The organism is Paraglaciecola sp. IT1134, from assembly GCF_058068185.1.
In genome coordinates this window covers 4,854,321-4,876,898 of the sequence record NZ_CM176486.1, presented here as the reverse complement: position 1 = coordinate 4,876,898, position 22,578 = coordinate 4,854,321, and the positions used below count along the sequence as shown (strand labels likewise).

The window sequence follows — 22,578 nt, the reverse complement described above, 5'->3', positions numbered from 1 at the left end:
TGTCTTTAGCTTCTTATACCAACACCGCGATTGATCAGCGAATAGGCAATACTGAGCAGGATCACATTAAAACCAATCAATAATCCCAGTGAATACAGATAATTCACATCAGAGACTCCTAAAAAACCGTATCTAAAGCCATTTACCATATACACCACAGGGTTGATTTTACTAACCCATTGCCAAAACTCTGGCAACAAACTCAGGGAATAGAACACTCCCCCCAGATAGGTGAGTGGGGTGAGAATGAAGGTCGGTACCATACTGATATCATCGAACGACTTGGCATAAATCGCATTGATCAACCCGGCTGTGGCAAATAAAATAGAGGTCAGCAACAAGGTAACAATAACAATGGGCAGGCTATAAATGCTGATATCAACAAAAAGTAAGGATACACCAGTCACTATTATGCCGGTTAAGCTAGCCCTAGCTACACCGCCGCCCACAAAACCGGCTATGATGATCCAATTGGGCACTGGGGCTACCAGCAGTTCTTCAATATTGTGCTGAAATTTGGCACCGTAAAATGACGATGACACATTGGCATAGGCGTTGGTGATCACCGACATCATAATCAAACCCGGCACAATAAACTCCATATAACTAAAACCGCCCATTTCACCTATGCGACTGCCTATCAAGCTGCCGAATATCACAAAATACAAGGTCATGGAGATCGCAGGCGGAACCAAGGTCTGGATCCAAATACGCAAAAAGCGGCTACATTCTTTGATCCATAACGTCTGCAGGGCAATCATATTACGACTAGCCATGAGCGGCCTCCTTAGGTGCTGTGGCTTGGGATTGACGGCCGGATTCCACCAAACGCACAAATAGCTCTTCCAGGCGATTAGATTTATTGCGCATACTTAATACTTGGATATTCTGCGAGCTTAACTGCTCGAAAACCTTATTTAGCGCATCCTCCTTAGGCACATCCACTTCCAGGGTATGATCATCGATCAGTCTGTGTTCGAAGCCGTTGAGGGTAATGGCCTTATCATGTTTGGACAAATCCAATATAAAAGTTTCATTATTCAAGGTCGCCAACAGTGATTTCATACTGGTGTTTTGAATGATCATGCCTTTATCGATGATCGCTATATTGCGGCACAGCATTTCGGCTTCTTCCAGATAGTGGGTGGTCAGAATGATAGTGATGCCCTGGTGGTTGATTTCTTTTAAAAAGGTCCACATTGACCGCCTGATTTCAATATCAACGCCGGCCGTGGGCTCGTCCAAGATCAGCATTTTGGGTTCATGCATCAAGGCTCTGGCGATCATTAAGCGACGCTTCATACCCCCAGAAAGCTCACGAGCCGGCTGGTCACGTTTTTCCCACAAATCCAGTTGTTTGAGGTATTTTTCCGCCCGTTGTTTGGCGATTTTACGGGGCACGCCGTAATAACCTGCCTGGTTGATGACGATCTGCAGCAGAGTTTCAAATTGATTAAAATTAAACTCCTGAGGCACCAAACCTATACAGGATTTTGCATCGACTGGGTGGCTATCCAGTGAGTGTTCAAAGATATCTACGCTGCCAGCGGTTTTGTTCACCAAGGAGGCGATGATTCCGATGGTGGTAGATTTTCCGGCACCATTGGGGCCAAGCAAGGCAAAAAAGTCCCCTTGTTGCACGTCCAGATCAATACCCTTAAGCGCGTGTGTACCACCCTTGTAAGTTTTGGTTAACCCTTTAATATGTAATGCTTTCATGCTGTATTCCGCGTGTTTTTTGAGGAGCTAAAATCGTTCATCTAGTCTGGCAATTGACTATCCAGAGGCAATTGGTGATGGGTAAAGAGACCGAATGTGGGAAGAAAATCACCGATAAAGCCATCATAATATGGCGATGGAAGAATAAATTTCAAGGTTTTCAACTCCTTTTGATTTCTTTGGCGCTTTTGGGTATTCAGGAAAATTAGGCTAATCTGGGGCAACTTAATTAATTTTTCATAAAGTTGCGAGTAAAAAATATGGCCCATCTTAGTCCCCTACCCAAAGAAACGAGTCCAGAACTAGCCGCTGATTTTGCTGTCTTCGAACAAATTTTAGGATTTGTTCCTAACAGCTTACTGACCATGCAGCGTCGACCGGATATGGTCAGGGGGTTCGGGGTATTGACCAAAGCCGTGATGTCCGTCGATGGGGTGGTGGATTTAGGCTTTAAGCGTTTGCTGGCACATTTTGCCAGTCGTGCTGCGGGTTGCCAGTACTGTGAAGCCCATTCGCTGGTTGCGGCAAAAATTCATGGTATTAGCGATGAAAAAGTCGCCGCTGTATGGGATTACCAACAAAGCCCCTTGTACAGTGCGGCCGAACGAGTGGCATTGGATTATGCATTGGCCGCCGGTGCCGTACCTAATGCGGTGGATGAACCTTTGATGGTGCGCATGAAACAATTTTGGAGTGAAGATGAGATTGTCGAGATCCTTGGCGCGATATGTCTATACGGTTTTTTGAATCGTTGGAATGATTCTATGGCCACAGATCTTGAGCCTGCACCCAAAGCGTTGGGCGATCAGGTGCTGGCAAAAGGTGGGTGGACAGGTGGCAAACACGTTCGCTAATAAATCCCAACAGATGTAACAGCGATCCCCGCACCCCCCAGGCGATGACTACTAGCCAGGGCGGATAACAAACGCATGGCGAAAATAACTTTGGTGGGCCACCGGCCCACCAAAAGAAGAAAGACCCAGGCGCAGGAAAATCAGTAAAATTGACCCGCTCGATTAACTTTGGGCAGACTTGTCAAACGGACACATAGCGTGGTCCTTTACTATCCATTAGCAGGAATATTTATTAGGTTATTCACCTAAAGCCTTTATATATTTACCTGATGAGTATTATTTTTAACTTGGTGTTAAGTTTTGTATCGACTTATTTGTCACCAAAGAGTTCAGGATGAAGAAATGGCACCATGGCCAACGTCAGGGCGTGGCGGTAATTACCTTCGCGGCTGGCGTTACCGTTAGTCAACAGGCCGATGGCTCCGCCTTTTTGTTTCACATTTGTGGTACTAAACAGAGTATCCATAACATCTCCCAGCTCCTGACCCGCTTTAAGCGCCTGGTAAACGTTAGGTGGTATAGGCATGATTGCGCCTCGTCCGATGGACTGACGGTGGCGGTTAGCCACGACTACGTAGGCAAAGGTAGCTGGGCCATAATCAAAATTATCTACGCCCCCTTCCATAGCCACATAAAAATCTGCTGCAATCTGCTTTTTACAATATTCTACCCGGTTGATTGCACCGATCCGGGTTTCATCTGTGCTCATAGGCTGGGCTGCGACACCAGATGGTGCACCCATACCCTGACAGTCGATATCAGCTTCTGGATAGAGGGCGGCCATGGCACTGCGTGTTGCATTAACTTTCACCGGATTGAGTGAGCCGACAATCACCCGGATAATAGGTTTGTTCAACTTGTTGCCACCTTGTGTATGCCAGACGATTTTGGAAATTGTATAAAAAAGGAGTTTATCAGAGCCGCCGGATAACTGAAAAAGAATATATTAACGAAAATGGCGTTAAGCGTAATCACGATCTGAGACTAGTCTGTCTATTGCTCTAGGTTAGCCTGATCTATTCGCAACAATAAGTTTGGCTTTGTGTGGCGCCACGGTAAGCTACTGACTGGGTTTGAAATACGTTGACTGCTAAATAATGAAATTGCATCACTTACAAGGCTATATTCAGTCCGTCTATTTGATTGAATACCCAGATAAACTGTTACTGCTTGATGGCTGCAGCCGGGCAGATGTGCCCATGCTTAAGCGGTTTATCAATGTGAAATTGCAGCGTCCATTTAGCGATTTAACTATGGTGCTGGTCACCCATATGCATCCTGATCATGCCGGAGCCGCTCACCAATTAAGACGTTTGACCGGATGTGAGATTGCCTCGGCCAATAAAGATAAACCATGGTATCAGGGCATGCATGGTTTGTTGATGCATCTGACCGATATCGCCCTGGCGAGTTGGGTTGCGGGGCGCTTAGGTAAACCCAGAAAAATGTTATGGTATTCGCCGGTGCTCAAACCTGACTACAAATTAACGGATGGCCAGCAAATCCCGGGTTTTGAGCAGTGGTGTGTGTTCGAAATGCCTGGTCATACCGACCGTGATCTTAGTGTTATGCATATGCCGAGCAAACGCATTTATGTTGCAGATTTAATCGTCAGGGTTAAAAAGCGTTTTATTGCCCCATTTCCGGTATTTTACCCCAACCAGTACCGGGCATCGGTGCAGCGTTTAATTGCATTGCAGCCTTCATCTATTTTGTTGGCCCATGGTGGTGAGGTGCAATTAACTGAGCTTGATTATCGACATTTGCTACATAGTGCGCCTAAGTTGCCTAAAACACCCTGGCGGGCGATTAAAAGTAAAGCTAGGCGTTTAATCCAGATCAATGGTTAAGCTAACCGTGCTGTTTTATTTATCAAAGGAGGGTATACGAAGACCCTTATTCTGATCCCCAGCCTGTTTGTCAGTTTGTTTTTACATGCCCAATTGCCCAGTTCAGATGTGTATGTTGGTGATCTCAAGGTTGTTAAAGGGCTGTTGCAGACCAGCCAACTTGAGGCGTTAACCCTATCTCCTCAGTACGACAATCAGCCGTCCTTTTTGGCCGATGGGCAGCATTTATTGCTCACCTCTGGCGCAACGGTTTCAGGTCAAGAACAAACCGACAGTTTTGTTTTTTGACCTAGTTAGTGGGCACTCACAAAATCTAACAAACTCACCTGAAAGTGATTACTCACCAACCCAGATGCCAAATGAAATAGACTTCTCTGTGATCTACATCAAGGGTGATGTGCAAAAGCTGTGGCGTTATCCGTTGCTTGACGCGGGGACATTTGTCCACATGGGGTCACCCGTTTAACGACCAATCAGCAGAGTAACAAGATTGCCCTGGTATGTACCCGTTGATACCCAAACAAAGGAATAGCTACAGAATAAAGTGTCGGCGGGGTCAACTGTACAACTGACAGTGTACGACTATTATTGAGTTAATCCGCGCATCAATATTTAACTGACTGACATTATTATTGGGTGGTTCGTGCTGTCAACCCTGAGGAGATAGCATGCTGAGAATTGCCACTTTTAACGTTGAAAACCTGGACACCTCGAGTTCCGAATATAACCCCAGTTTACAACAAAGAGCGCCGGCCCTGCGCAGCATGTTCAGGCGTTTGCAAGCTGATGTCCTGTGCCTACAGGAAGTACACGGCCAAGAACTTCCCGGGCATAATACCCAACACCCCAAACGGGATTTGTCCGCTTTAGATTTTATTGTGCAAGACAGTGAATACGCCCAATTTGATCGCGCTGTCACCCATACCTCTGCCAACGTGCCGTATGATAAGCGTAATCTGGTGATCTTGTCTCGCTGGCCTATCGGCCTTAATAAGCAGTATAAAAATAACTTTATCGACAAGTTACAGTATCGAAAAGTTACTGCCCAGCCCAAAGAAGAGGCAAAGGATGTTGGCTGGGAACGGCCAGTACAGCACATCGAAATTGAGGTGCCGCAATTGGGGCGTTTGCATGTGATCAATCTACATTTAAAATCCCGTAACGCATCAACAGTCGCGGGACAAAAGATTAATAATTACACCTGGTCCCAGAATGCGGGTTGGGCTGAGGGGTATTTTCTGTCCTCCATTAAGCGGGTCGGCCAAGCTCTGGAAACCCGGATGTTACTAGACCAACTGTTCAGTCAGGATCCTGAAGCTAAAATTATTGTGTGTGGCGATTTCAACGCCGAGCCCGGTGAAGTACCAGTAGAGGCAATCTGCGGCCGGGTGGAAAATAACGGCAACCCGGATTTACGTGCCACTGTGATGATCCCTTGTAGTCTGGCGATTGGGCAATCTGTGCGATTTAGCCATCTGCACCACGGCCAGGGTAATCTGCTGGACCATATGTTGATGTCTCAAAGTCTGTTTAGCCATTTTAACCGGGCTAATATATTCAACGAAAATTTACATGACGAAAGTCTGCCCTTTGCCAGCGATCTAAAATTTCCTGAATCGGATCACGCGCCTTTTGTGGCCGAATTTTGCCCTTAACGAGCGCCTTCTAGGTGTTTAGGCATCGCCAACAAACAGGCAGTTTTAAGGCTGAAATCTATATTGACTTGTGGGGGCCAACAATCTGGCCCCAGTTTCTTTTAATCCTGCATCAGTGGCTGTTTAGTACGTAATATTTTGGCGGCAGCAACCATATTTTGCAACGCTGGCATCACTTCCTGCCAACCTCTGGTTTTCAGGCCGCAATCCGGATTGACCCAAATCCGCTTAGCCGGAATTTTGTCTTTTGCCTGCTCAATCAGCTCCACCATAGCCTCTACACTAGGCACATTGGGAGAGTGGATATCATAAACTCCCGGGCCGATATCATTGGGATAAGCAAAAGCATCAAACGCCCCGAGTAAGCGCATATCAGAGCGTGATGTTTCTATGGTGATCACATCTGCGTCCATGGCGCTGATAGCTTGGATAATGTCGTTAAACTGGGAGTAACACATATGGGTATGGATTTGTGTTTCGTCAGCCACACCATTAGCCGACAGTTTAAATGCGGCGATCGCCCAGCCCAAGTACTCTGGCCATTGAGCTTTGCGCAAAGGCATCCCTTCTCGCAATGCCGCTTCGTCTATCTGGATAATACGGGTCCCGGCCCGTTCCAAATCCAGCACTTCAGCGCGGATAGCCAGAGCGATTTGCTCACAGGTCTGGGCGCGAGACTGGTCATCGCGTACGAATGACCAATTTAAGATGGTTACCGGCCCGGTTAACATGCCTTTTACCGGTTTTGTGGTCAGTGACTGGGCGAATTTCGTCCACTGCAACGTCATCGGCTTGGGCCGACTCACATCGCCGTAAATAATCGGCGGTTTAACACAACGTGAACCATAACTTTGTACCCAGCCAAAACGACTAAAAGTAAAACCGTCGAGCTGTTCACCAAAATATTCTACCATGTCATTACGTTCTGGTTCGCCGTGCACAAGTACATCCAGCTCCAGTGATTCTTGGCGGCTGATACAGCCTTTGACTTCCTCTTCCATTTTGCTTATATATTCTTGCTCACTAATATCGCCCTGACGGTAGGCCTTACGTATGGCACGAATGTCCCCAGTTTGCGGAAATGAACCGATGGTTGTGGTAGGAAATAGCGGCAAGCTAAGTCTCTTTGCCTGGAGCTGACTACGGCTATCAAATTGGCTAAAACGCTGCCTGTGTCCGGCCTCGATCCCGTGTTGCGCCAGTTGAACTTGGGGGTTGTGCACAATAGGTGAGGTTTTGCGACAGGCAATACTATGGCTATTTTGGGCCAGTTGGGCCGCCACTTTTTGAGCACCAAAGTTCAACGCATCACCCAGTACCGACAATTCCTGCAATTTTTGCACAGCGAACGCCAACCAATCTTTAACCTCACTGTGGATATCAGTTTCCGTCTCTAAATCAACCGGCACGTGTAACAAGGAGCAAGAAGGCGCGAGCCATAAGTTGTCGCCCCGGGTTTGGGCTAAGGGCTGTAAAAATTCCAGGGCGGCATTGAGATCAGTTTTCCAGATATTACGCCCATCTATAATACCCACTGACAATACTTGCTGAACATCGAGGCGCTGGGCCAATACCGCCACTTCAGCTTTGGCTTTAATCCCATCTACATGCACGCCGTCAACGGGGAGTTGGCATACGAGTTCTAAGTTATCGTGTAGATCGCCGAAATAGGTGGTTAGTAACAACTTCAGGGGACGAGCGTTAAGAAACTGATAGGCGTATTTGTAGGCCATTTGCCACTGGGAACTGAGCTCAGTGACCAGGGCGGGTTCATCAAGCTGTACCCATTCAACCCCGGCTCTGGCGAGTTTTTCAAATAATTGCAGATAGACAGGCAGTAGGGAGGTGAGTAAAGCCAATGGGTCACTATTGTCCGTAGCTTTACCCAAAGATAGATAACTTAGAGGGCCGAGTATCACAGGTTTAGCATTACCTCCCAAAGCCCTTACTTCGCTTATCTGCAGGAGTAAACTGTCGGCATTCAGGGAAAACCGGGTGTCTTTACTGAACTCAGGCACTATATAATGATAATTGGTATCAAACCATTTGGTCATCTCACCGGCGCTGACGCCGCAGCAATGGCTGGTGGTTGACGCTTGTCCCCGGGCGACCCGAAAATAGGTATGCAAAGCACTGAGGTTTTCACCAGCGGCGCGCTCAGGCACATTACCCAGTAAAAAGCTGGTATCCAATACATGATCGTAAAATGAAAAGTCTCCCACCTGGGAAAAATCCAGGGATTGCTGCACTGCCAAGTGTTTGAGACGGAGTTTTTTTGCTTCCCGTTTAAGGGTTGTTTCGTCTATATCGCCGCGCCAGTAGTTTTCCAACAAGAATTTTAATTCGCGTTTTTCGCCAATACGGGGAAATCCAAGGTTGTGTAATTTAGCCATCTATCCGTCCAGTTGATTTTGTATATTGAGAGAGTAGAGCTAAAAAACAATTAAAAATAATGGTATATTTTCAGGAATACATGAATATTACTCATATATAGGCTGTTAATAGTATGCTCGAACGTACCCATCTGACCATTATTCAAACCGTCAGTCGCCAAGGTACCTTGACGGAGGCGGCCAGTGCCTTGTGTTTAACGCAGTCAGCCTTGAGCCACTCCATTAAAAAGTTGGAGAACCATTTGGGTACCCCAGTTTGGCAAAAGGACGGACGGCGATTGCGCTTAACCCAAGCCGGAGAGAGTCTGTTAAGTCTGGCCAACCGGGTATTACCCCAATTTGACCACGCCGAGCAGCTTATTCAACATATTGCCGATGGCCACAGAGGCACCTTGCGTATTGGAATGGAATGCCATCCTTGTTACCAGTGGCTGTTAAAGGTGGTAGCACCATTTTTGCAGTGTTATCCCGATGTTGACGTGGATGTTCGCCAGGCATTTCAATTTGGGGGGTTAGGGGCCTTACTAGGATATGACATCGATATGTTGATCACCCCAGATCCTCTTTTTCAAAGCGGCCTGGAATATATTCCGGTATTTGAATACGAACATGTACTGGTAGTGGGGGAACATCATCCTTTAGCTAACCGTGTTTTTATAAAACCCGAGGACTTAAGCCAGGAAGTGCTGATCACCTATCCGGTGGAAATGAGTCGCCTGGATATTTTTAGCCAGTTTTTAACCCCTGCGGGCGTGGGTGTTAAAAAACACCGGGCGATCGAAACCACAGAAATACTGTTACAGATGGTAAGCGCTGGCCGGGGCGTATCGGCCTTACCGAAATGGCTGGTCGAAGAGTATCAGCAAACACTGAGGTTGGTACCTATCCGCCTGGGTCAACACGGCATCTTTAAACATATTCATTTGGGGTTTCGGGCCCAAGAAACGCGGCCAGACTATCAAAACGGTTTTGTAAAAATGGCTAAACAAACCACTGATTTGGGCGCATAACGGCGCGTTGTGGGGTATCCTGTGGCTATCAAGCTCGAGTATAGACTGCATGCCAATTAACGTAAAAATCCTACCAAGTGATCCTATCCCGCCAGTTGCCATCACTTGCGCCACCTGCAAAGCCTGTTGTTGTCGCCTAGAAGTGATGCTGTTTACCGATACCGGCGTGCCTCAACGCTATATCAAGGTTGATAAATGGGGAAGTGAGACCATGCGCAGGCTGGACGATGGTTGGTGCGCCGCATTAGACCGAGACACGATGATGTGTTCAATCTATGAAAATCGGCCGTTAGTCTGTCGGGAGTTTGAAATGGGGGAAGCGGAGTGTATTACTGAACGCAATGCTTATTTATAGAGGCTGTATCAAAATGTATTTGTCACCTTGTCGGCGCATTTTTTGACTGCCTCAAAATCCAAAAACACTTAATATATAAGGAGTGAGGTAGATATCCACAAGGAATATCTACCTCGAAGTTGATACTAAGCCAGGACCAGTGAAACTCAGTATCAAACAGGCCAGGTCAAGTTAATCTAAATGAGAATTATTTGCAAGTATGTTTTGTGTTTGTTTTTTGCTTGGATATTTGAGGTTTTACCGCCAGTTATTTTTTACGGTCACTGCCTAAGTTTTTGGTCATTAGATAAAAGCATGAAGTAAGTATTTACTAACTTCTGATGACTTGGTCTTCAAATTATCTGAAGCCCACGTAACTAATGGTTCCCCAACCCTTAATCCGAGACAGTCAATGCCCTCAAGCCTATTATTTGAGCGGTTTTCGCTGGCACCAGTTCAGAGCACTGTTTGCGCCAATCGATGTGGGAAAATCTGTAAAATAAGACCTGTATAGAGCTGGCAAGCAACGCAGCAGCACCATTCTTTTTTAACCAAGAATTATATGCACTTAAAGGATAACCTTTATGCACTGTACACGGCCTAGGGACCGATCCCACCCCGGTGCCCATAGAGTCACTCGGGCAATTGATGTCAATAAATCTTTGGAACTAGAGAGGGTCAGTAGCGATTCGCAAGCTAATGACATCTTTATGTTGTGCAGTGACGGTTTAAGTTCAGTGTTAACAGACGACGAGATAGCGCTGATACTACAAAATCGGCGTGCCGAGCATCTCGCTCACGAAATGATCCAAGAGGCTCTGGCACATAACACCCCAGATAATGTGACGGTGATCACCGTGCAGTATTTGGGATTCCCAAGGGGAGAAGTTGACCCGGGCTAGGCACTGGTAAGTGCAAGCCATTACTCAACGGCTACGATGCGCATATTTGTGCGCAACCGTAGCGGGCAAAAAAACGGGTATAAAAGGTGAGAAACAAAAAGGAGAGCTGGGACTCATCGGGCCGGAACTAATGATGCCCAGCTCGCCTTTACGCCATTCTAGAATTGTATTAACGCTGCCAATAAACCGATTAAACCACCCAATACACCGCCCCATACGACTAACCAGCCTAGATGCTGGCGGATCATGGATTGGATAATGTCTTTAACCATTTTTGGGGTGAGTTCATCGAGGCGCTTTTGCACAATCAACATAACCTTTTGGCGAATTTCATTCATCACATCTGGGTTTTCTAATTCACTATGCAACAAGGCTAAAAATGCCTCATCTTGACTGATGGTTTGCAATGACTCAGACATCTTGTCAATAAAGGGTTGTTTTAATGGTTCAAGGGCTTCTGTGCCGCCAAGCATGCCTAACATACTACCAAAAGAAGAATTGTTAATCACTTCAACCAGAGAATCGAAAGTAGGCGTTAAATCAATTTTTTGTAATATAGGCGCTAAATTCAAGTCGAAATGTTTGCCATCAGTGGCAAGAAAACGATCGATATTTTGCTCGGTAAAAAATTGCTCCATCATTAGATTATGAATGCCCAGTTTGAAGTCCTCAAAGCGGTCGGGAATAACCCCCGAGCCATATAAGCCCGGAACCTTTTCAAACAGCATATGTATGGCCAGCCAATTGGTGATGGCTCCTGATAAGGCGAACAGGCCGACGGTTTTAACCATATCATTGTCTAAAATGAAACCAGCGAGCACCAACAACAGAGCCAATCCATTGGTTATGATACTTTTATTCAAACACGCTCTCCTTTTACTACCGAGATTCTCAGCAGGCAGATAAATATTATGGGGTACAAATAGCTGGCTATGCTAGCAGGGGCAATATAAGCCTGACAAGTGCGAAGATTGTTAACTTGGATTTTAACGGCACGTTATCTAGCGACTTGCATTGCTCCTCGTCACCTGTGGTATCGCCTCAGGAGTTTAAAAAACTAAAGTGATGGGAGCTTGCTTGTAAATATGCTAAATCATCAGTCACGTGTGAGTACCTCTAACAATTCAATTTCGAATATTAGATTGGCATTCGGGGGGATCATGCTGCCGATTTGACGTTCACCGTAAGCGAGATGAGCCGGTACCCATAGTTTGCGGAGGCCGCCTACTTTCATGCCTTGCAGTCCTATGATCCAACCCTGTATGACCCGCTTGTTACTTAGTACACATTGAAACGGCGTATTATTTTTATATGATGAGTCAAACTCACTGCCATCTTCTAACCAGCCACGATAATGGGCGGTGATCAGTGCACCGCGCTCGGCTACTTTGCCCGTGCCTGGAACTAGGTCATCAATTTTCAATTCAGGTTGCATAACTGGTTTGATTTATCCGTAATAAAGGCGGCGATTATAACTATTGTGCGGCATAAAGGCCGTTCGCTTGATTAGTGCCGCTTAGTTGATAATAGGGTTTTCATGCATCAATACTTCGATTGTTTTGCCCTGTTCATTTGGGTCCGCTTCAACCCCTTTACCCATAAATATCTACCAACTGCAACAAATAACAAGCCATTAGTCGTGTTGTGATGGTGTCGTTTACCCACCCCGGTAGCGGCTTCCTTTACTCAACTAGGTTATTGAGCCGGTAATAAACCAAGTCCATCTAAGGTCACAATAGTATCCGCCTGGATTTACCGTTCTAACTTTATGAGCGATTAATACAAGGGGAGCTCAATAGGGAACGGATCGAAAAATAGGAGAGTTACACCTGCATGACATAAAAAAATGGGAGTGTCTTATGCTGTCGACACTTTATCGGAACCGGCTTATTCCAACGTCTTTTTGATATTATCTTTATTATCACTCGTGTATTTAACACCGACCAATATGGAGCCTTTGTCGATTGCATCTTTATAGTATTTGATTTCGTGCTCAGGGACGAATGCACCTATCACACAACAACCTAACTTGCTGCCACCCCTGCGCCCGCCACCGGTGATCGGCTCAGCACAACAAGATTTCTGATCGGGACTCACCGTCTGTGGTGTATAGTAAAATTCTTTACTTTAACGCATTGCCTTTTTCAACACATTGACACGCTCAAAAAGAGTGGGGTCTTGGCTGCCTCATTAAGACCGATTTTGAGGTTAGGCTAACAATACCTCTCCGTTTTATTCAGTTAGACCACCCATTTCCCGTTTTTTCATCAGTCACAAGCTATTCGAATAGCCAGTTTTGTTTCATGATTGCAGCCGAAGTATAGCCAGTTGTTACTCATTGCTTAGAGCCGGGATAGCGTTTATTCTGCCTGTAGACACGGGAACATGTGGGTGTTAACTATGTTTTAAGAGGCTTTATGCTAGGCTCAGAGCGCCTGGCTCTCAACTTTTTGCTTCAAGGAATTATATGAATACCAAATTACTGGCGAAACGTACTTTTATTCAGACCAGTACCGCTACGCTGGTAGTGCTTCTTGCATGGATACTGGTAAACAGCAGCAAAATTATACTCACTGGCTTTGGAGGCATATTAATTGCCGTTCTGTTTTGTGGCTCAGCGAGCTGGTTAGGCAAGAAAACCAACGTCTCTTCCAAGGTATGGCTTCCGGTAACCATTATTGCGCCATTTTTGTTACTTGGCCTTTTTTTCGGGTATACCGCGCCTAAGATCTCCACACAGGCCAGTGAGCTGATGGATCGTCTGCCACAAGCCATCAGTTATATGCAGGAGCAGCTATCTACACTTCCGTGGGCCGGACAACTTAGCGACAATGTAAAAAATATTAGCACGTATGATCCCAAAGTCAGTACGATAGTGAACGCGGTATCCAGTTTTTTTTCATCAACGATGAATGGTCTAGGGAGCTTTATTTTTGCTCTTTTTCTGGCGTTGTTTCTTTCAGTTAATCCTAAATGGTATATCAACGGCGCAGTAGCGCTTGTACCTCCCTCACACCGGCACAGAGCCCGTGAAGTACTAGGTGCATGTGGGTCAGCGCTGTCAGGTTGGCTTGTTGCAAAAATCGCTTCAATGATATTGGTTGGCATACTGACTACGGTTGGCCTCTGGACGCTGGGGATCGATCTTGCTTTGATACTCGGAATTATTGCAGCGCTGCTTTCTTTTATTCCTAATCTCGGTCCTATTATTGCTTTTATTCCGGCTGCGATGGTCAGCGTGATCAGCGGGTTTGACGCACTGCTCTACGTTACCATTTTGTATATCGCTGTACAGATAGTTGAAAGTTATGTGTTGACGCCTGTGCTACAGGCCGAAATAGCTGGCCTTCCCCCAGCACTGACTCTTTTCGCTCAGGTAACTCTGGGCGCAATGATCGGCATGACGGGCATCTTGCTAGCCGCCCCGCTTACTGTAACGCTGATGGTTATAGTCAACATGTTGTACGTAGAGGACCTGTTGGAAGCCACAACTGCAAAAGGAACCTCTCAGTAGTGCTTTGTAGACTTCAGCTCACCCCGGCTTCGGCACGTGGCGCCGAGTGAACAGACTTACTATTGGCCAAATATACCGAATAACGCTCTTGTTTGATGATAAACAATTACCCGCTTACCCAATTTTTTGAAGATAGTTTTCTAACAGGATTATACTTATGTAAGAGCGTTTGGACAAATCGCTTAAGATGTAGCAGACCATTTTTGGTAAAACCTTACTATGCTTGAGCGTAGACGATTGTGCTTCTCTAACTAAGGGGTGACTCAAACATGTTTGTATCTGACTCAACACTCGACCTGATCCTGCGCGCAGTAGTGTTAACCACAGTAGCTATAGTCTGGATTGTCATGCTGGTGCGTGTTAACGGCTTAAGGTCGTTTTCTAAAATGACAAACTTTGACTTTGTTATGACGGTTGCCATGGGCTCTCTGCTAGCCGGCGCAAGTCAATCGACTAACTGGTCAAGTTTTCTGCAGACGCTGATCGCGATGGCAACGCTGTTTGTTGTTCAATACTCCACGGCGCGCATTCGCAAAGCGTCGAATACGTTTGAAGCAGTAATGCAAAATACCCCGGTGCTGTTAATGCGAGACGGCATCATTTTACATGATGCGTTAACCAAAACGCGGGTCGCACAGAGCGATCTGATCGCTAAACTTCGGGAGTCTAACGTGCTGGATTTTTCACAGGTGCGCGCAGTCGTGCTCGAAACAACCGGCGATATATCGGTTCTTCATGGCGACCAGTGCTCAGAAGACCTATTAAAAGGCGTACGGCGGATCGACGACTAACGCCAGGGTGCTATTTTAATCAAATGTGAGTACCGTGAGAAAAATTTACACAGATGAACGCTCAAAAATACAACGTTAAAATAAGACATATAGTAACGCCGCTAGCCAAGGATACATTTGTAGGTTAAATCCAGCCTAAAAAGTCAATTGGCACTCTTTTTGTTTAAGTCTAGTTAAATCGAAAGGGAGGCTCTTATAATGAAAACGTTAAACGAATTTAAAGATATTCACGAGTTCGTATCCCAAGACGGATTTCCGTGCTTAGGTGCCCGTGCCGCCAATGCAAAAAATCAAATTATTAGTTTTAATGCGGGAAATATGCTGTCTTGTGACTGTGATGAAAGCGTCCTGTCAGCGCTCTACTCATTTATCAAAAAATATCGTGGCATACAAGGCCATTTTTACAGTTTCGTCGCCACCTTTGAGCTTGAAGATATTGAAAGCGAAGAAGACTTCGACGATGCTCTGTGGTCAAAATTGCAGTCGCTACATAACCTAGATTCCGAGCTCTATGACTGGGACGGCAGCGTTAGTTGTGACCCCAACAGTAATCAATTTAGCTTTAGTTTAGGCGGTGAAGCATTCTTTATTATCGGCCTAAACCCATTCAGTAATCGTCGCTCTCGGCGGTATACCAAGCCTGCTCTTGTTTTCAATATGCACAGACAATTTGAGGCCATGAAAGAAGAAAATAAATTCACACCGTTGCGAGACTCGATCCGCAAAAAAGATGAAGTGTTTTGCGGATCCCCTAATCACATGCTGCAGGACCATGGAAAAGAGTCTGAAGCTAAACAATATAGTGGGCGTCACTTGCCAAAGGACTGGCAATGCCCATTTACAACAAGGAACTAATATGACAGAAACTATTGCGCCAAGAAGCGGCACAGCTTTTTCGATAAAAAAAGGCCAATGCCTTAAAGTAATCGATCCTGAAGGCCAGCAAGTGGCCGACTTATATTGTTTTAACAAGAACAACCTAGAAGAATATTTATCCTCAGGACGAACCATTGATTATAACGAATCGGTCAATTTTGGAGAGGGCTCTGTGCTTTACTCTAATTTAAGTAACCCAATGTTTGAAATTGTTGAAGACCGAGTCTCTGATCACGATTTTTTATTGACGCCTTGTAGCCCAGATACATTTAGACACTTCTACCCTGACGAGGAAGTGGTTCCCGGATGCCATGGAAATTTGCTAAACGCATTCGCCCCTTTTGGTATTAAGGAAAGCCAAATAAACACCACGTTCAATACGTTCATGAACGTCGAAATTTCTGCTAACGGGAAAGTGTCTGTCCTGCCGCCAAAGAGCAAGCCGGGAGACTTTACGATATTTAGAGCGAGGATGGATTTGTTAGTTGGCCTGACAGCGTGTTCGGCCGGACAATCAAACAACTTTACCTATAAACCAATTCAGTTTGAGATACTTCCAGCTTATAAAATCGGTGCGAACGGGATTGTCTAGATACACTAAAAGAAGTAGCGCAATCCATTTTCGTGCCAATAGGTATCAATGGCTTTTTCTGCCACAATGCCTAATACATCCTGATTGAGCGCCTTAGAAGAACCCATCGTTGATTTTGCCAATTCTCTGTCAACGATTGCGGTAGCCACTAAGGCGATTGCATCGTCAATGCCGCCGCCTTTACAATACCGAACGTGATGTTCATAGTTAACAGCGTGTCGTGTAAGCCTTTGAACCAGCGCTTAAATACCAGTGAGGCCAATGCCTTGTAGCGCCGTTGATGTCCTTCGATCACGACCATGAACACTGAGCTATATATGAAGGAACGGATTTGTTCAAAAGACAAGGTGAAGTATTCACCAACGTCATATGTAAGGGCAGTGGTGCCTCATTTGACGAGCGTCATCAGGCTTTCCGTAACATGAATACGATGTCTAAAATGGTGGGTGTGAATTGCCACCTCTACGCTAAACACTTCTCAGGCGTATTTGGTATTAGTTTTCATAGTTTACTAGTGACAGTAAGTTTTTGGGAACATGTTTGCGGCAAATCAGAAACTTATTTTTCAACTTCATTAATATGTAGCCTAGCTGCGTGAAAAAATTTTATTATTCCTATGCTACTCAAAAACAAACGCCATGTCCCTAGGAGGGACATGGCGTTTTTCAGCTATCGGGACTACGTGCTGAGTTAGTCTTCGATTTGCCTAGCGGCACCTGTAGATTGATATAATCCACTTAATATCGATTCATTTAGCTTCAAACGTTAGAGTCTTCCAGTTAAGAAGAGTATCAGCACGATAAGTAGTACTAGACCTCCTATGCCGCCAATGAATACGTTTTGAACCAATGCGCCTGCGACCAACAGCAGTATTACTAATCCTATTAGACCAAATCTCATATTATTTTCCTCGCTAATATCTTTGTTGTACGTATTACTAGTTATGCCAATTCATCAAGTTATTGACGAACAGCATACACACGGCGCACCGCTCCAGCTCCCATATGTCCACCAACTAAGCCGGCTATCATTCCTAAAGCGGCAGCAATAAACGCTGACCACAGCACTGCTTGAGTATAAGTGCCAATCGCTTCAGAGGCTTTGTTTAGCTTCGCCTTAGCTTTGTCAATCAACTGCTGTACTTCTTGTTCGGCACCGTCAACAATGGCGTTAATGTCGTCTTTAGACAGGTTGGTATTGATTGCCAAAACATCCTTAGCCATTTCAGGTTTACCCGTTACCAGATATTGGCCGGCTTCAACCATGACTTTTGAATCTAGCTCTTTCCAGGCTCGATTGACTTCTTGTGGCGATACCTGTGCGCCACCTAAGTCAGCCACAGATTGGTTTATAGAGCTTTTAACATCATTCATTTGTTCATTCAGCCACTGTTGGGCTTCCTGTGCGCCTTCAGATTCACTCCAACTCTCAGCTTTTTCATCGGCACCCTTGATAATCGAGTCAATTTCAGCGCTTGACAGGTTAGTACGCTGCGTCAACTGGCTACGTGCTTTTTCTGTATCGCCGGCAATTAATGCACTAGTGATAGCCCCAGTATCTTCAGCATTTAATGATTCTATCGCCGAACGTACTTCACCTTGATCTGGACTATTCGCACCACTACCAGTATTGCTAATTATGCTTGATGCTTGGCGTTTCAATATGGCCGCGATACTTGTAGCAACCGAGTCCGGTAGTCCGCTGCTTTCATCTGAGCCTGTGGCACTGGAGATGATCGACGTACTCACCTTGTTTGCGGACCCCAAAACGCCACTGATTGAATTCATTGCCCCACCGACGCCTGAAGCGCCCAATAGGATAATGAGCAACGTTCCAACCGACCAAACGGTGAGGCCGTGCAACGCTCCAATGCGATCATCCGCCGTTCCTGCCATTTTGGCAGCAAGTAACCCACCGGCAAAGGTAGCAAAAATGGTGCTTAGTAGTATCCAAATGATTGACCCAATTCCTAAGCCATCTCCGATTGCGGATAAATCTGTTGCGTCAGCAATGCCCACTCCTATTGCAGAGCCAAGTAACAACATAAGCCAACTGACAGCAATCAACAAACTGACTCCTGCAAAGATGGCCCCCCAACTTATACGGTGTCCAACCGGGGTGTTAAAAGTAGCCGCAGCTGCGGCGGATGTACTATGTGTATCTATTGCCATGATGAACTCCGTGAGTAAATAGAAGGACGGTGGCTGAACTACTTCCGCTACCGTATCGTTTGGTGATTAGCTTCAGATGCGCAATGCAATATTTTCGCCAGTTTGGATGTTAGGTATGTTTTTCAGTGTAGTGTTTTTCAACCACGTCATACCGCGCATGAGTACAATGTGGTTGTTGGTGCTGCTAACATCACTTTACTTAAATTTTGTAACGCTTACCGGGTAACGCTTACCGGGTAACGCTTACCGGGTAACGTTTACTGAATGGCGCGTAAGATTTACAATGTGTTAATCATTCAATAAGGGACTGACGACAGGTATGAAGGACTTGGGAAAGGTTATTGGTCACAGTAGCAAAAAGCATTAATCAACTGAGGCTTGTCGACTTTATGATTGATGAGCAACCCATTAAGTCTTGGTATTGTTTTGAACACCATAGTGGTCGTGGATTTATATACTCTGATGTGGCTATTGAAACTGTGCTTTGATCTGCAAAGAATAAGGGGGAGTGTGAGCAACTAGATTAAGACATTTGTAGCAGCTAAGGCCGTTTCACGCTCATACGCTATTTGAACTGAATTATATTTTGTACCTCTATTTCACACTGGCAGTATTCTGTCAGACATTACCTATACAAATGGCCAGTTACCTAAAGTCCGCATCTTTACGATCCAGGTCTATTAAATAGATCTGGGGTAGCGGTTATTCTTCCTATTGTCTGGGCTAAGTAGCAATTCGTGGCGGCGTTTAATTTTAGATGCTTGAAACTATTTAATCTGTTGATGGTGGATTTAATCAAAAATAAACGGTTCCTTATTGGCTTTAATTCGGATCCAGTTTAGAGAAGACCTTACTGACTTTCGCGAAAGAAGATTTTGTTCAAGCTGGTTTTTACCTGGAAACGGGATCAAGCTCAAACCAATTAACATCGTGATTAAACCTTGACCAGGTAAAACCAACATCACAAGCCCACACACCAACAAGAATACTCCAACTATGATTTTTACAATTTTAACCACGTAGGTTACGCTGCTATTCATCGTCGTTAAGTAAGGGGTTTCCCTAAAGACTTCCCCTGCGATTTTCTTACGCACAAAGTATCGCTTATCCATTTGAGTAATGAAGTAACTTATCACTATAAAATAAATGATAGAAACAGCTGTCGTTAACAAAATAGTTAAGAATATAAAGTTGGCGCCAAAATTCTCCATTAGGTATGTTGCAATTTTGTTGTAGGATTCTGTCAGCAATTTTGTTTTCCGTAATTGATTTAGCCGCGCATTATTTAAGGTAGGTTTTATGCAAATATTTGAAACATTACTTGAATGGATCTACATCCATTGGGTAACCATCGTAGTTGTTTTGCATTTTAGCTTATCTCTACTGACATCGGTACATGTACTTCTGTTCAAACAAAACGAACGCACATCACTGGCCTGGATTGGCCTCGTTATATTTTCCCCCGTGATGGGAAGCCTGTTTTACTGGTTGTTTGGGATAAATCGCATCAAGCGATCAGCACAAAAAAAACATCCACAGGCGCTTAAAAAAGACTTTCGCCAGCAAGCAAAACTCATTGAGTTTCACCACCTGCCCAAAAACTGGCATTCAGGCATCATCGCAGGATATAAAATTCACCCTGTTAATTACGTTGCAAATAACAAAGTTGAACCGCTCATTAATGGCGATAAGGCCTACCCGGCAATGATTCAATCCATCAATTGCGCCAAGCGTTATATCGTTTTATCAAGTTATATATTTGACGACGATTCACTTGGCCGAAAATTTGTTAACGCTTTAGCTGAGGCACATCAACGCGGTGTAATGGTAAACGTTTTACTGGACGGGATCGGCATTGGTTATAGCTGGCACCAATCAGACAGAGCTTTAAAAAAACTGGGGGTAAAAACCGCCCGGTTTTTACCCGCAATTTCGCTTACCAGCATTCGTTTTATCAACCTGAGAAACCACCGAAAAATACTCTGCGTGGATGGTGAAGTGGCTTACATCGGAGGCATGAACGTAAGCAAGAACAATGTGGTTAAATCCGCAGTACACCCCATTGATGATATTCATTTTAAAGTGACAGGCCCGGTGATTGACCAAATTAGTCAGGTATTTATAGAGGATTGGTTTTTTGCTACACATGAATTAATTCAATTTCCCCGCTATAAGCCAAACACACAGGAGCAAAAAAACGCTAAATCTGTCATTGCCCGGATCATTCAAGATGGCCCAGATGAAGACCATAATAAAATACGCTGGACATTAATTAACGCATTAGTTTGTGCACAAACCAGCGTGAAAATCATGACACCCTATTTTATCCCTGACCAAACATTAATGACTTCTCTTCACGCAGCGGCATTGCGTGGCGTGTCAATCGAAATTATTGTGCCCCAGCACAGTGATATTCCATTTTTGGACTGGGTAATGGAAGCAAATTTGCCGAGAATAATAGAGCACGGTATCCAGTTATACAAAAATAAAAGACCTTTTGACCACAGTAAAATTGTCATTATTGATGACATTTGGTCATTTATAGGCTCCTCCAACTGGGATGCCAGAAGTTTAGAACTCAATTTCGAAATTAACCTAGAATGTTTTGATGCAAATCTTAATGCAAAGCTAACAGAATTTTTTACCTTAAAAAAACAGAATGCTACCCCCGTTTTAGAGGGTAAAATTAATGGCTTGCCCACCTACAGAAAAATTCGCAACAACTTGTTTCGTTTATTTTCACCATATCTGTAATGCTAGCCGTACAATAATTCATCTTGCTGTCATACGTATTATAAAGGCCAATGTTTTCATGCTAAAAAGTCGGTATAGCACAGTTGAAGCCCTAAAAATCATGGGCCGGGCGTCGAAACAGGTGTTGGGACCAAACATCGAGATATTACTGTGGAATGTTTTTAAATGCAGGAAAAAGGGATGGCGGGAAGATTTTACAACACTCATGTGTGACAAAGATTTAATTCTCTTGCAGGAAGCTATATTAAACTCACCCTTAGATATCCATTTTAACAAATCGTTACAGCATCAGTGGATTATGGCGCGTAGCTTCAGGAACGTGAAAACCAACATCGAAACAGGCGTTAAAACCGGATCGACGGTTGCGGCAAATAAACATTATTTTTCAGCTTCAATACACAGCGAGCCCATTTCAAAAACAAAAAAAATGTTGCTGACAACCTCGTATCCTTTACATCCCCTGGGGCAGTCGTTACTAGTAGTAAATTCGCACCTTATTAACTTTGTTTCTTTTGAAAAATTCAGAGTGCATCTAGATCAAGTTTTTAAAACTTTGGAACAGCATGATGGCCCTATATTATTGGCGGGTGACTTTAATACTTGGAATGGGAAAAGATTGAAATACTTTCATCAGCTCGCAATGTCGTTTTCGTTAGAGGAAGTGAAAATGGTACGTCAGCCAAGGCTAAATCATTTATATCAACATCTTGACCATATTTATTGTCGCGGCTTAGAGGTAATCGATGCGCACGTACATACAAATATCCACTCTTCTGATCACTACCCAATCAGCTTGTCGTTATGTACATTAAATCCAGTGGAATAAAATAACGTCGCTTCTTTCATCACTGATCTCATGCATGCCATATTAAATCGTGAGTTGGAGATGTGGTTCTGCTGCGGCATGTAAGGGCGGCTTAATTTTTTGCAGGTGTTGTTTTCCTCCAATGCAAAATCAAAAACCTGCGGGTTCAGAGCCGATGAAATGACCGCAATAGATTTAATCTTCCTATTCACCTTGTTAATGCCTAGATCGCTCAGACTTGCCACTCGAAATTTGCCCAAAAATTGTTCGGCTACAATAAAGAAGCCCACCTAAAAAGTGGGCTTCGGGTTTATTGGGAGCAACCCAATGTACGAAACAAAACAAAACAACCAGTTAA

General features: G+C 44.7%; 21 protein-coding genes and 1 pseudogene. 14 read left to right on the top strand and 8 right to left on the bottom strand.

The features are described 5' to 3' along the window. Positions 1-5 precede the first annotated feature (5 nt). Both AC3RV5_RS21190 and AC3RV5_RS21185 read right to left on the bottom strand, forming a co-directional pair. Positions 6-776, bottom strand: a complete 771-nt coding sequence (locus AC3RV5_RS21190) for an ABC transporter permease (RefSeq protein ID WP_489729553.1) — start codon at positions 774-776, stop codon at positions 6-8. Then, positions 769-1,719: an ABC transporter ATP-binding protein gene (locus tag AC3RV5_RS21185; protein ID WP_489729552.1), complete on the bottom strand. Its 951-nt coding sequence runs from the start codon at positions 1,717-1,719 to the stop codon at positions 769-771. The genes AC3RV5_RS21190 and AC3RV5_RS21185 overlap by 8 nt, the downstream gene beginning before the upstream one ends. A gap of 260 nt (positions 1,720-1,979) precedes the next feature. Between AC3RV5_RS21185 and AC3RV5_RS21180 the strand changes: the two genes are divergently transcribed. Continuing rightward, positions 1,980-2,573, top strand: a complete 594-nt coding sequence (locus AC3RV5_RS21180) for a carboxymuconolactone decarboxylase family protein (RefSeq protein WP_489729551.1) — start codon at positions 1,980-1,982, stop codon at positions 2,571-2,573. A gap of 310 nt (positions 2,574-2,883) precedes the next feature. Here AC3RV5_RS21180 and yjjX read toward each other — a convergent pair whose 3' ends face one another. After that, on the bottom strand, positions 2,884-3,429 hold the full coding sequence (gene yjjX, locus AC3RV5_RS21175; RefSeq protein ID WP_489729550.1) for an inosine/xanthosine triphosphatase: 546 nt from the start codon (positions 3,427-3,429) through the stop codon (positions 2,884-2,886). Between the two features lie 241 nt (positions 3,430-3,670). On the opposite strand from yjjX, the gene AC3RV5_RS21170 reads away from it, so the two are divergent. From AC3RV5_RS21170 to AC3RV5_RS21160, 3 genes are all read left to right on the top strand, one after another. Then, a complete protein-coding gene (locus tag AC3RV5_RS21170) occupies positions 3,671-4,423 on the top strand; it encodes an MBL fold metallo-hydrolase (protein ID WP_489729549.1) in 753 nt (250 codons plus the stop codon). A gap of 75 nt (positions 4,424-4,498) precedes the next feature. Next, positions 4,499-4,711 carry a hypothetical protein gene (locus AC3RV5_RS21165; RefSeq protein WP_489729548.1) on the top strand — a complete coding sequence of 71 codons (213 nt, stop codon included), beginning with the start codon at positions 4,499-4,501 and terminating at the stop codon, positions 4,709-4,711. A gap of 380 nt (positions 4,712-5,091) precedes the next feature. After that, entirely contained in the window at positions 5,092-6,078 is a 987-nt protein-coding gene (locus AC3RV5_RS21160; RefSeq protein WP_489729547.1) for an endonuclease/exonuclease/phosphatase family protein, read from the top strand. Between the two features lie 101 nt (positions 6,079-6,179). On the opposite strand, the gene metE is transcribed toward AC3RV5_RS21160, so the two are convergent. After that, positions 6,180-8,471: a 5-methyltetrahydropteroyltriglutamate--homocysteine S-methyltransferase gene (gene metE / locus AC3RV5_RS21155; protein WP_489729546.1), complete on the bottom strand. Its 2,292-nt coding sequence runs from the start codon at positions 8,469-8,471 to the stop codon at positions 6,180-6,182. A gap of 113 nt (positions 8,472-8,584) precedes the next feature. Between metE and AC3RV5_RS21150 the strand changes: the two genes are divergently transcribed. The 3 genes from AC3RV5_RS21150 to AC3RV5_RS21140 all read left to right on the top strand — a co-directional run bounded on the left by AC3RV5_RS21150 (position 8,585) and on the right by AC3RV5_RS21140 (position 10,717). Beyond that, positions 8,585-9,481 (top strand): LysR family transcriptional regulator, encoded by an 897-nt coding sequence (locus AC3RV5_RS21150; protein ID WP_489729545.1) that lies wholly within the window; start codon positions 8,585-8,587, stop codon positions 9,479-9,481. 49 nt (positions 9,482-9,530) lie between these two features. Beyond that, positions 9,531-9,836, top strand: a complete 306-nt coding sequence (locus AC3RV5_RS21145) for a YkgJ family cysteine cluster protein (protein WP_489729544.1) — start codon at positions 9,531-9,533, stop codon at positions 9,834-9,836. A gap of 563 nt (positions 9,837-10,399) precedes the next feature. Beyond that, complete coding sequence (locus AC3RV5_RS21140; protein WP_489729543.1) at positions 10,400-10,717, top strand: PP2C family protein-serine/threonine phosphatase; 318 nt, start codon at positions 10,400-10,402, stop codon at positions 10,715-10,717. A gap of 158 nt (positions 10,718-10,875) precedes the next feature. Here AC3RV5_RS21140 and AC3RV5_RS21135 read toward each other — a convergent pair whose 3' ends face one another. Further along, positions 10,876-11,580, bottom strand: coding sequence for a DUF445 domain-containing protein (locus tag AC3RV5_RS21135; RefSeq protein WP_489729542.1), 705 nt, complete (start codon positions 11,578-11,580; stop codon positions 10,876-10,878). Positions 11,581-11,813: 233 nt separating this feature from the next. Continuing rightward, complete coding sequence (locus AC3RV5_RS21130) at positions 11,814-12,152, bottom strand: FKBP-type peptidyl-prolyl cis-trans isomerase (RefSeq protein WP_489729541.1); 339 nt, start codon at positions 12,150-12,152, stop codon at positions 11,814-11,816. 1,032 nt (positions 12,153-13,184) lie between these two features. Between AC3RV5_RS21130 and AC3RV5_RS21125 the strand changes: the two genes are divergently transcribed. The 4 genes from AC3RV5_RS21125 to AC3RV5_RS21110 all read left to right on the top strand — a co-directional run bounded on the left by AC3RV5_RS21125 (position 13,185) and on the right by AC3RV5_RS21110 (position 16,490). After that, positions 13,185-14,231, top strand: coding sequence for an AI-2E family transporter (locus AC3RV5_RS21125; RefSeq protein WP_489729540.1), 1,047 nt, complete (start codon positions 13,185-13,187; stop codon positions 14,229-14,231). Between the two features lie 269 nt (positions 14,232-14,500). Further along, positions 14,501-15,022, top strand: a complete 522-nt coding sequence (locus tag AC3RV5_RS21120; RefSeq protein ID WP_489729539.1) for a DUF421 domain-containing protein — start codon at positions 14,501-14,503, stop codon at positions 15,020-15,022. A 198-nt stretch (positions 15,023-15,220) separates the two neighbouring features. Further along, complete coding sequence (gntA, locus tag AC3RV5_RS21115) at positions 15,221-15,877, top strand: guanitoxin biosynthesis heme-dependent pre-guanitoxin N-hydroxylase GntA (protein WP_489729538.1); 657 nt, start codon at positions 15,221-15,223, stop codon at positions 15,875-15,877. Position 15,878: 1 nt separating this feature from the next. Beyond that, on the top strand, positions 15,879-16,490 hold the full coding sequence (locus AC3RV5_RS21110; protein WP_489729537.1) for a DUF1989 domain-containing protein: 612 nt from the start codon (positions 15,879-15,881) through the stop codon (positions 16,488-16,490). Positions 16,491-17,449: 959 nt separating this feature from the next. Here the strand turns inward: AC3RV5_RS21110 and AC3RV5_RS21105 are convergent. Then, a complete protein-coding gene (locus tag AC3RV5_RS21105; RefSeq protein ID WP_489729536.1) occupies positions 17,450-18,661 on the bottom strand; it encodes a hypothetical protein in 1,212 nt (403 codons plus the stop codon). A 386-nt stretch (positions 18,662-19,047) separates the two neighbouring features. Here AC3RV5_RS21105 and AC3RV5_RS21100 point away from each other — a divergent pair. Continuing rightward, a pseudogene (locus AC3RV5_RS21100) lies at positions 19,048-19,146 on the top strand (IS5/IS1182 family transposase); the annotation flags it as partial. Positions 19,147-19,452: 306 nt separating this feature from the next. On the opposite strand, the gene AC3RV5_RS21095 reads toward AC3RV5_RS21100, so the two are convergent. Beyond that, complete coding sequence (locus AC3RV5_RS21095) at positions 19,453-19,911, bottom strand: hypothetical protein (RefSeq protein ID WP_489729535.1); 459 nt, start codon at positions 19,909-19,911, stop codon at positions 19,453-19,455. 49 nt (positions 19,912-19,960) lie between these two features. Here AC3RV5_RS21095 and cls point away from each other — a divergent pair, with 49 nt between their 5' ends. Together cls and AC3RV5_RS21085 are read left to right on the top strand one after the other, a co-directional pair. Further along, on the top strand, positions 19,961-21,415 hold the full coding sequence (gene cls, locus AC3RV5_RS21090; RefSeq protein WP_489729534.1) for a cardiolipin synthase: 1,455 nt from the start codon (positions 19,961-19,963) through the stop codon (positions 21,413-21,415). A 58-nt stretch (positions 21,416-21,473) separates the two neighbouring features. Continuing rightward, positions 21,474-22,241 carry an endonuclease/exonuclease/phosphatase family protein gene (locus tag AC3RV5_RS21085; protein WP_489729533.1) on the top strand — a complete coding sequence of 256 codons (768 nt, stop codon included), beginning with the start codon at positions 21,474-21,476 and terminating at the stop codon, positions 22,239-22,241. Positions 22,242-22,578 lie beyond the last annotated feature (337 nt).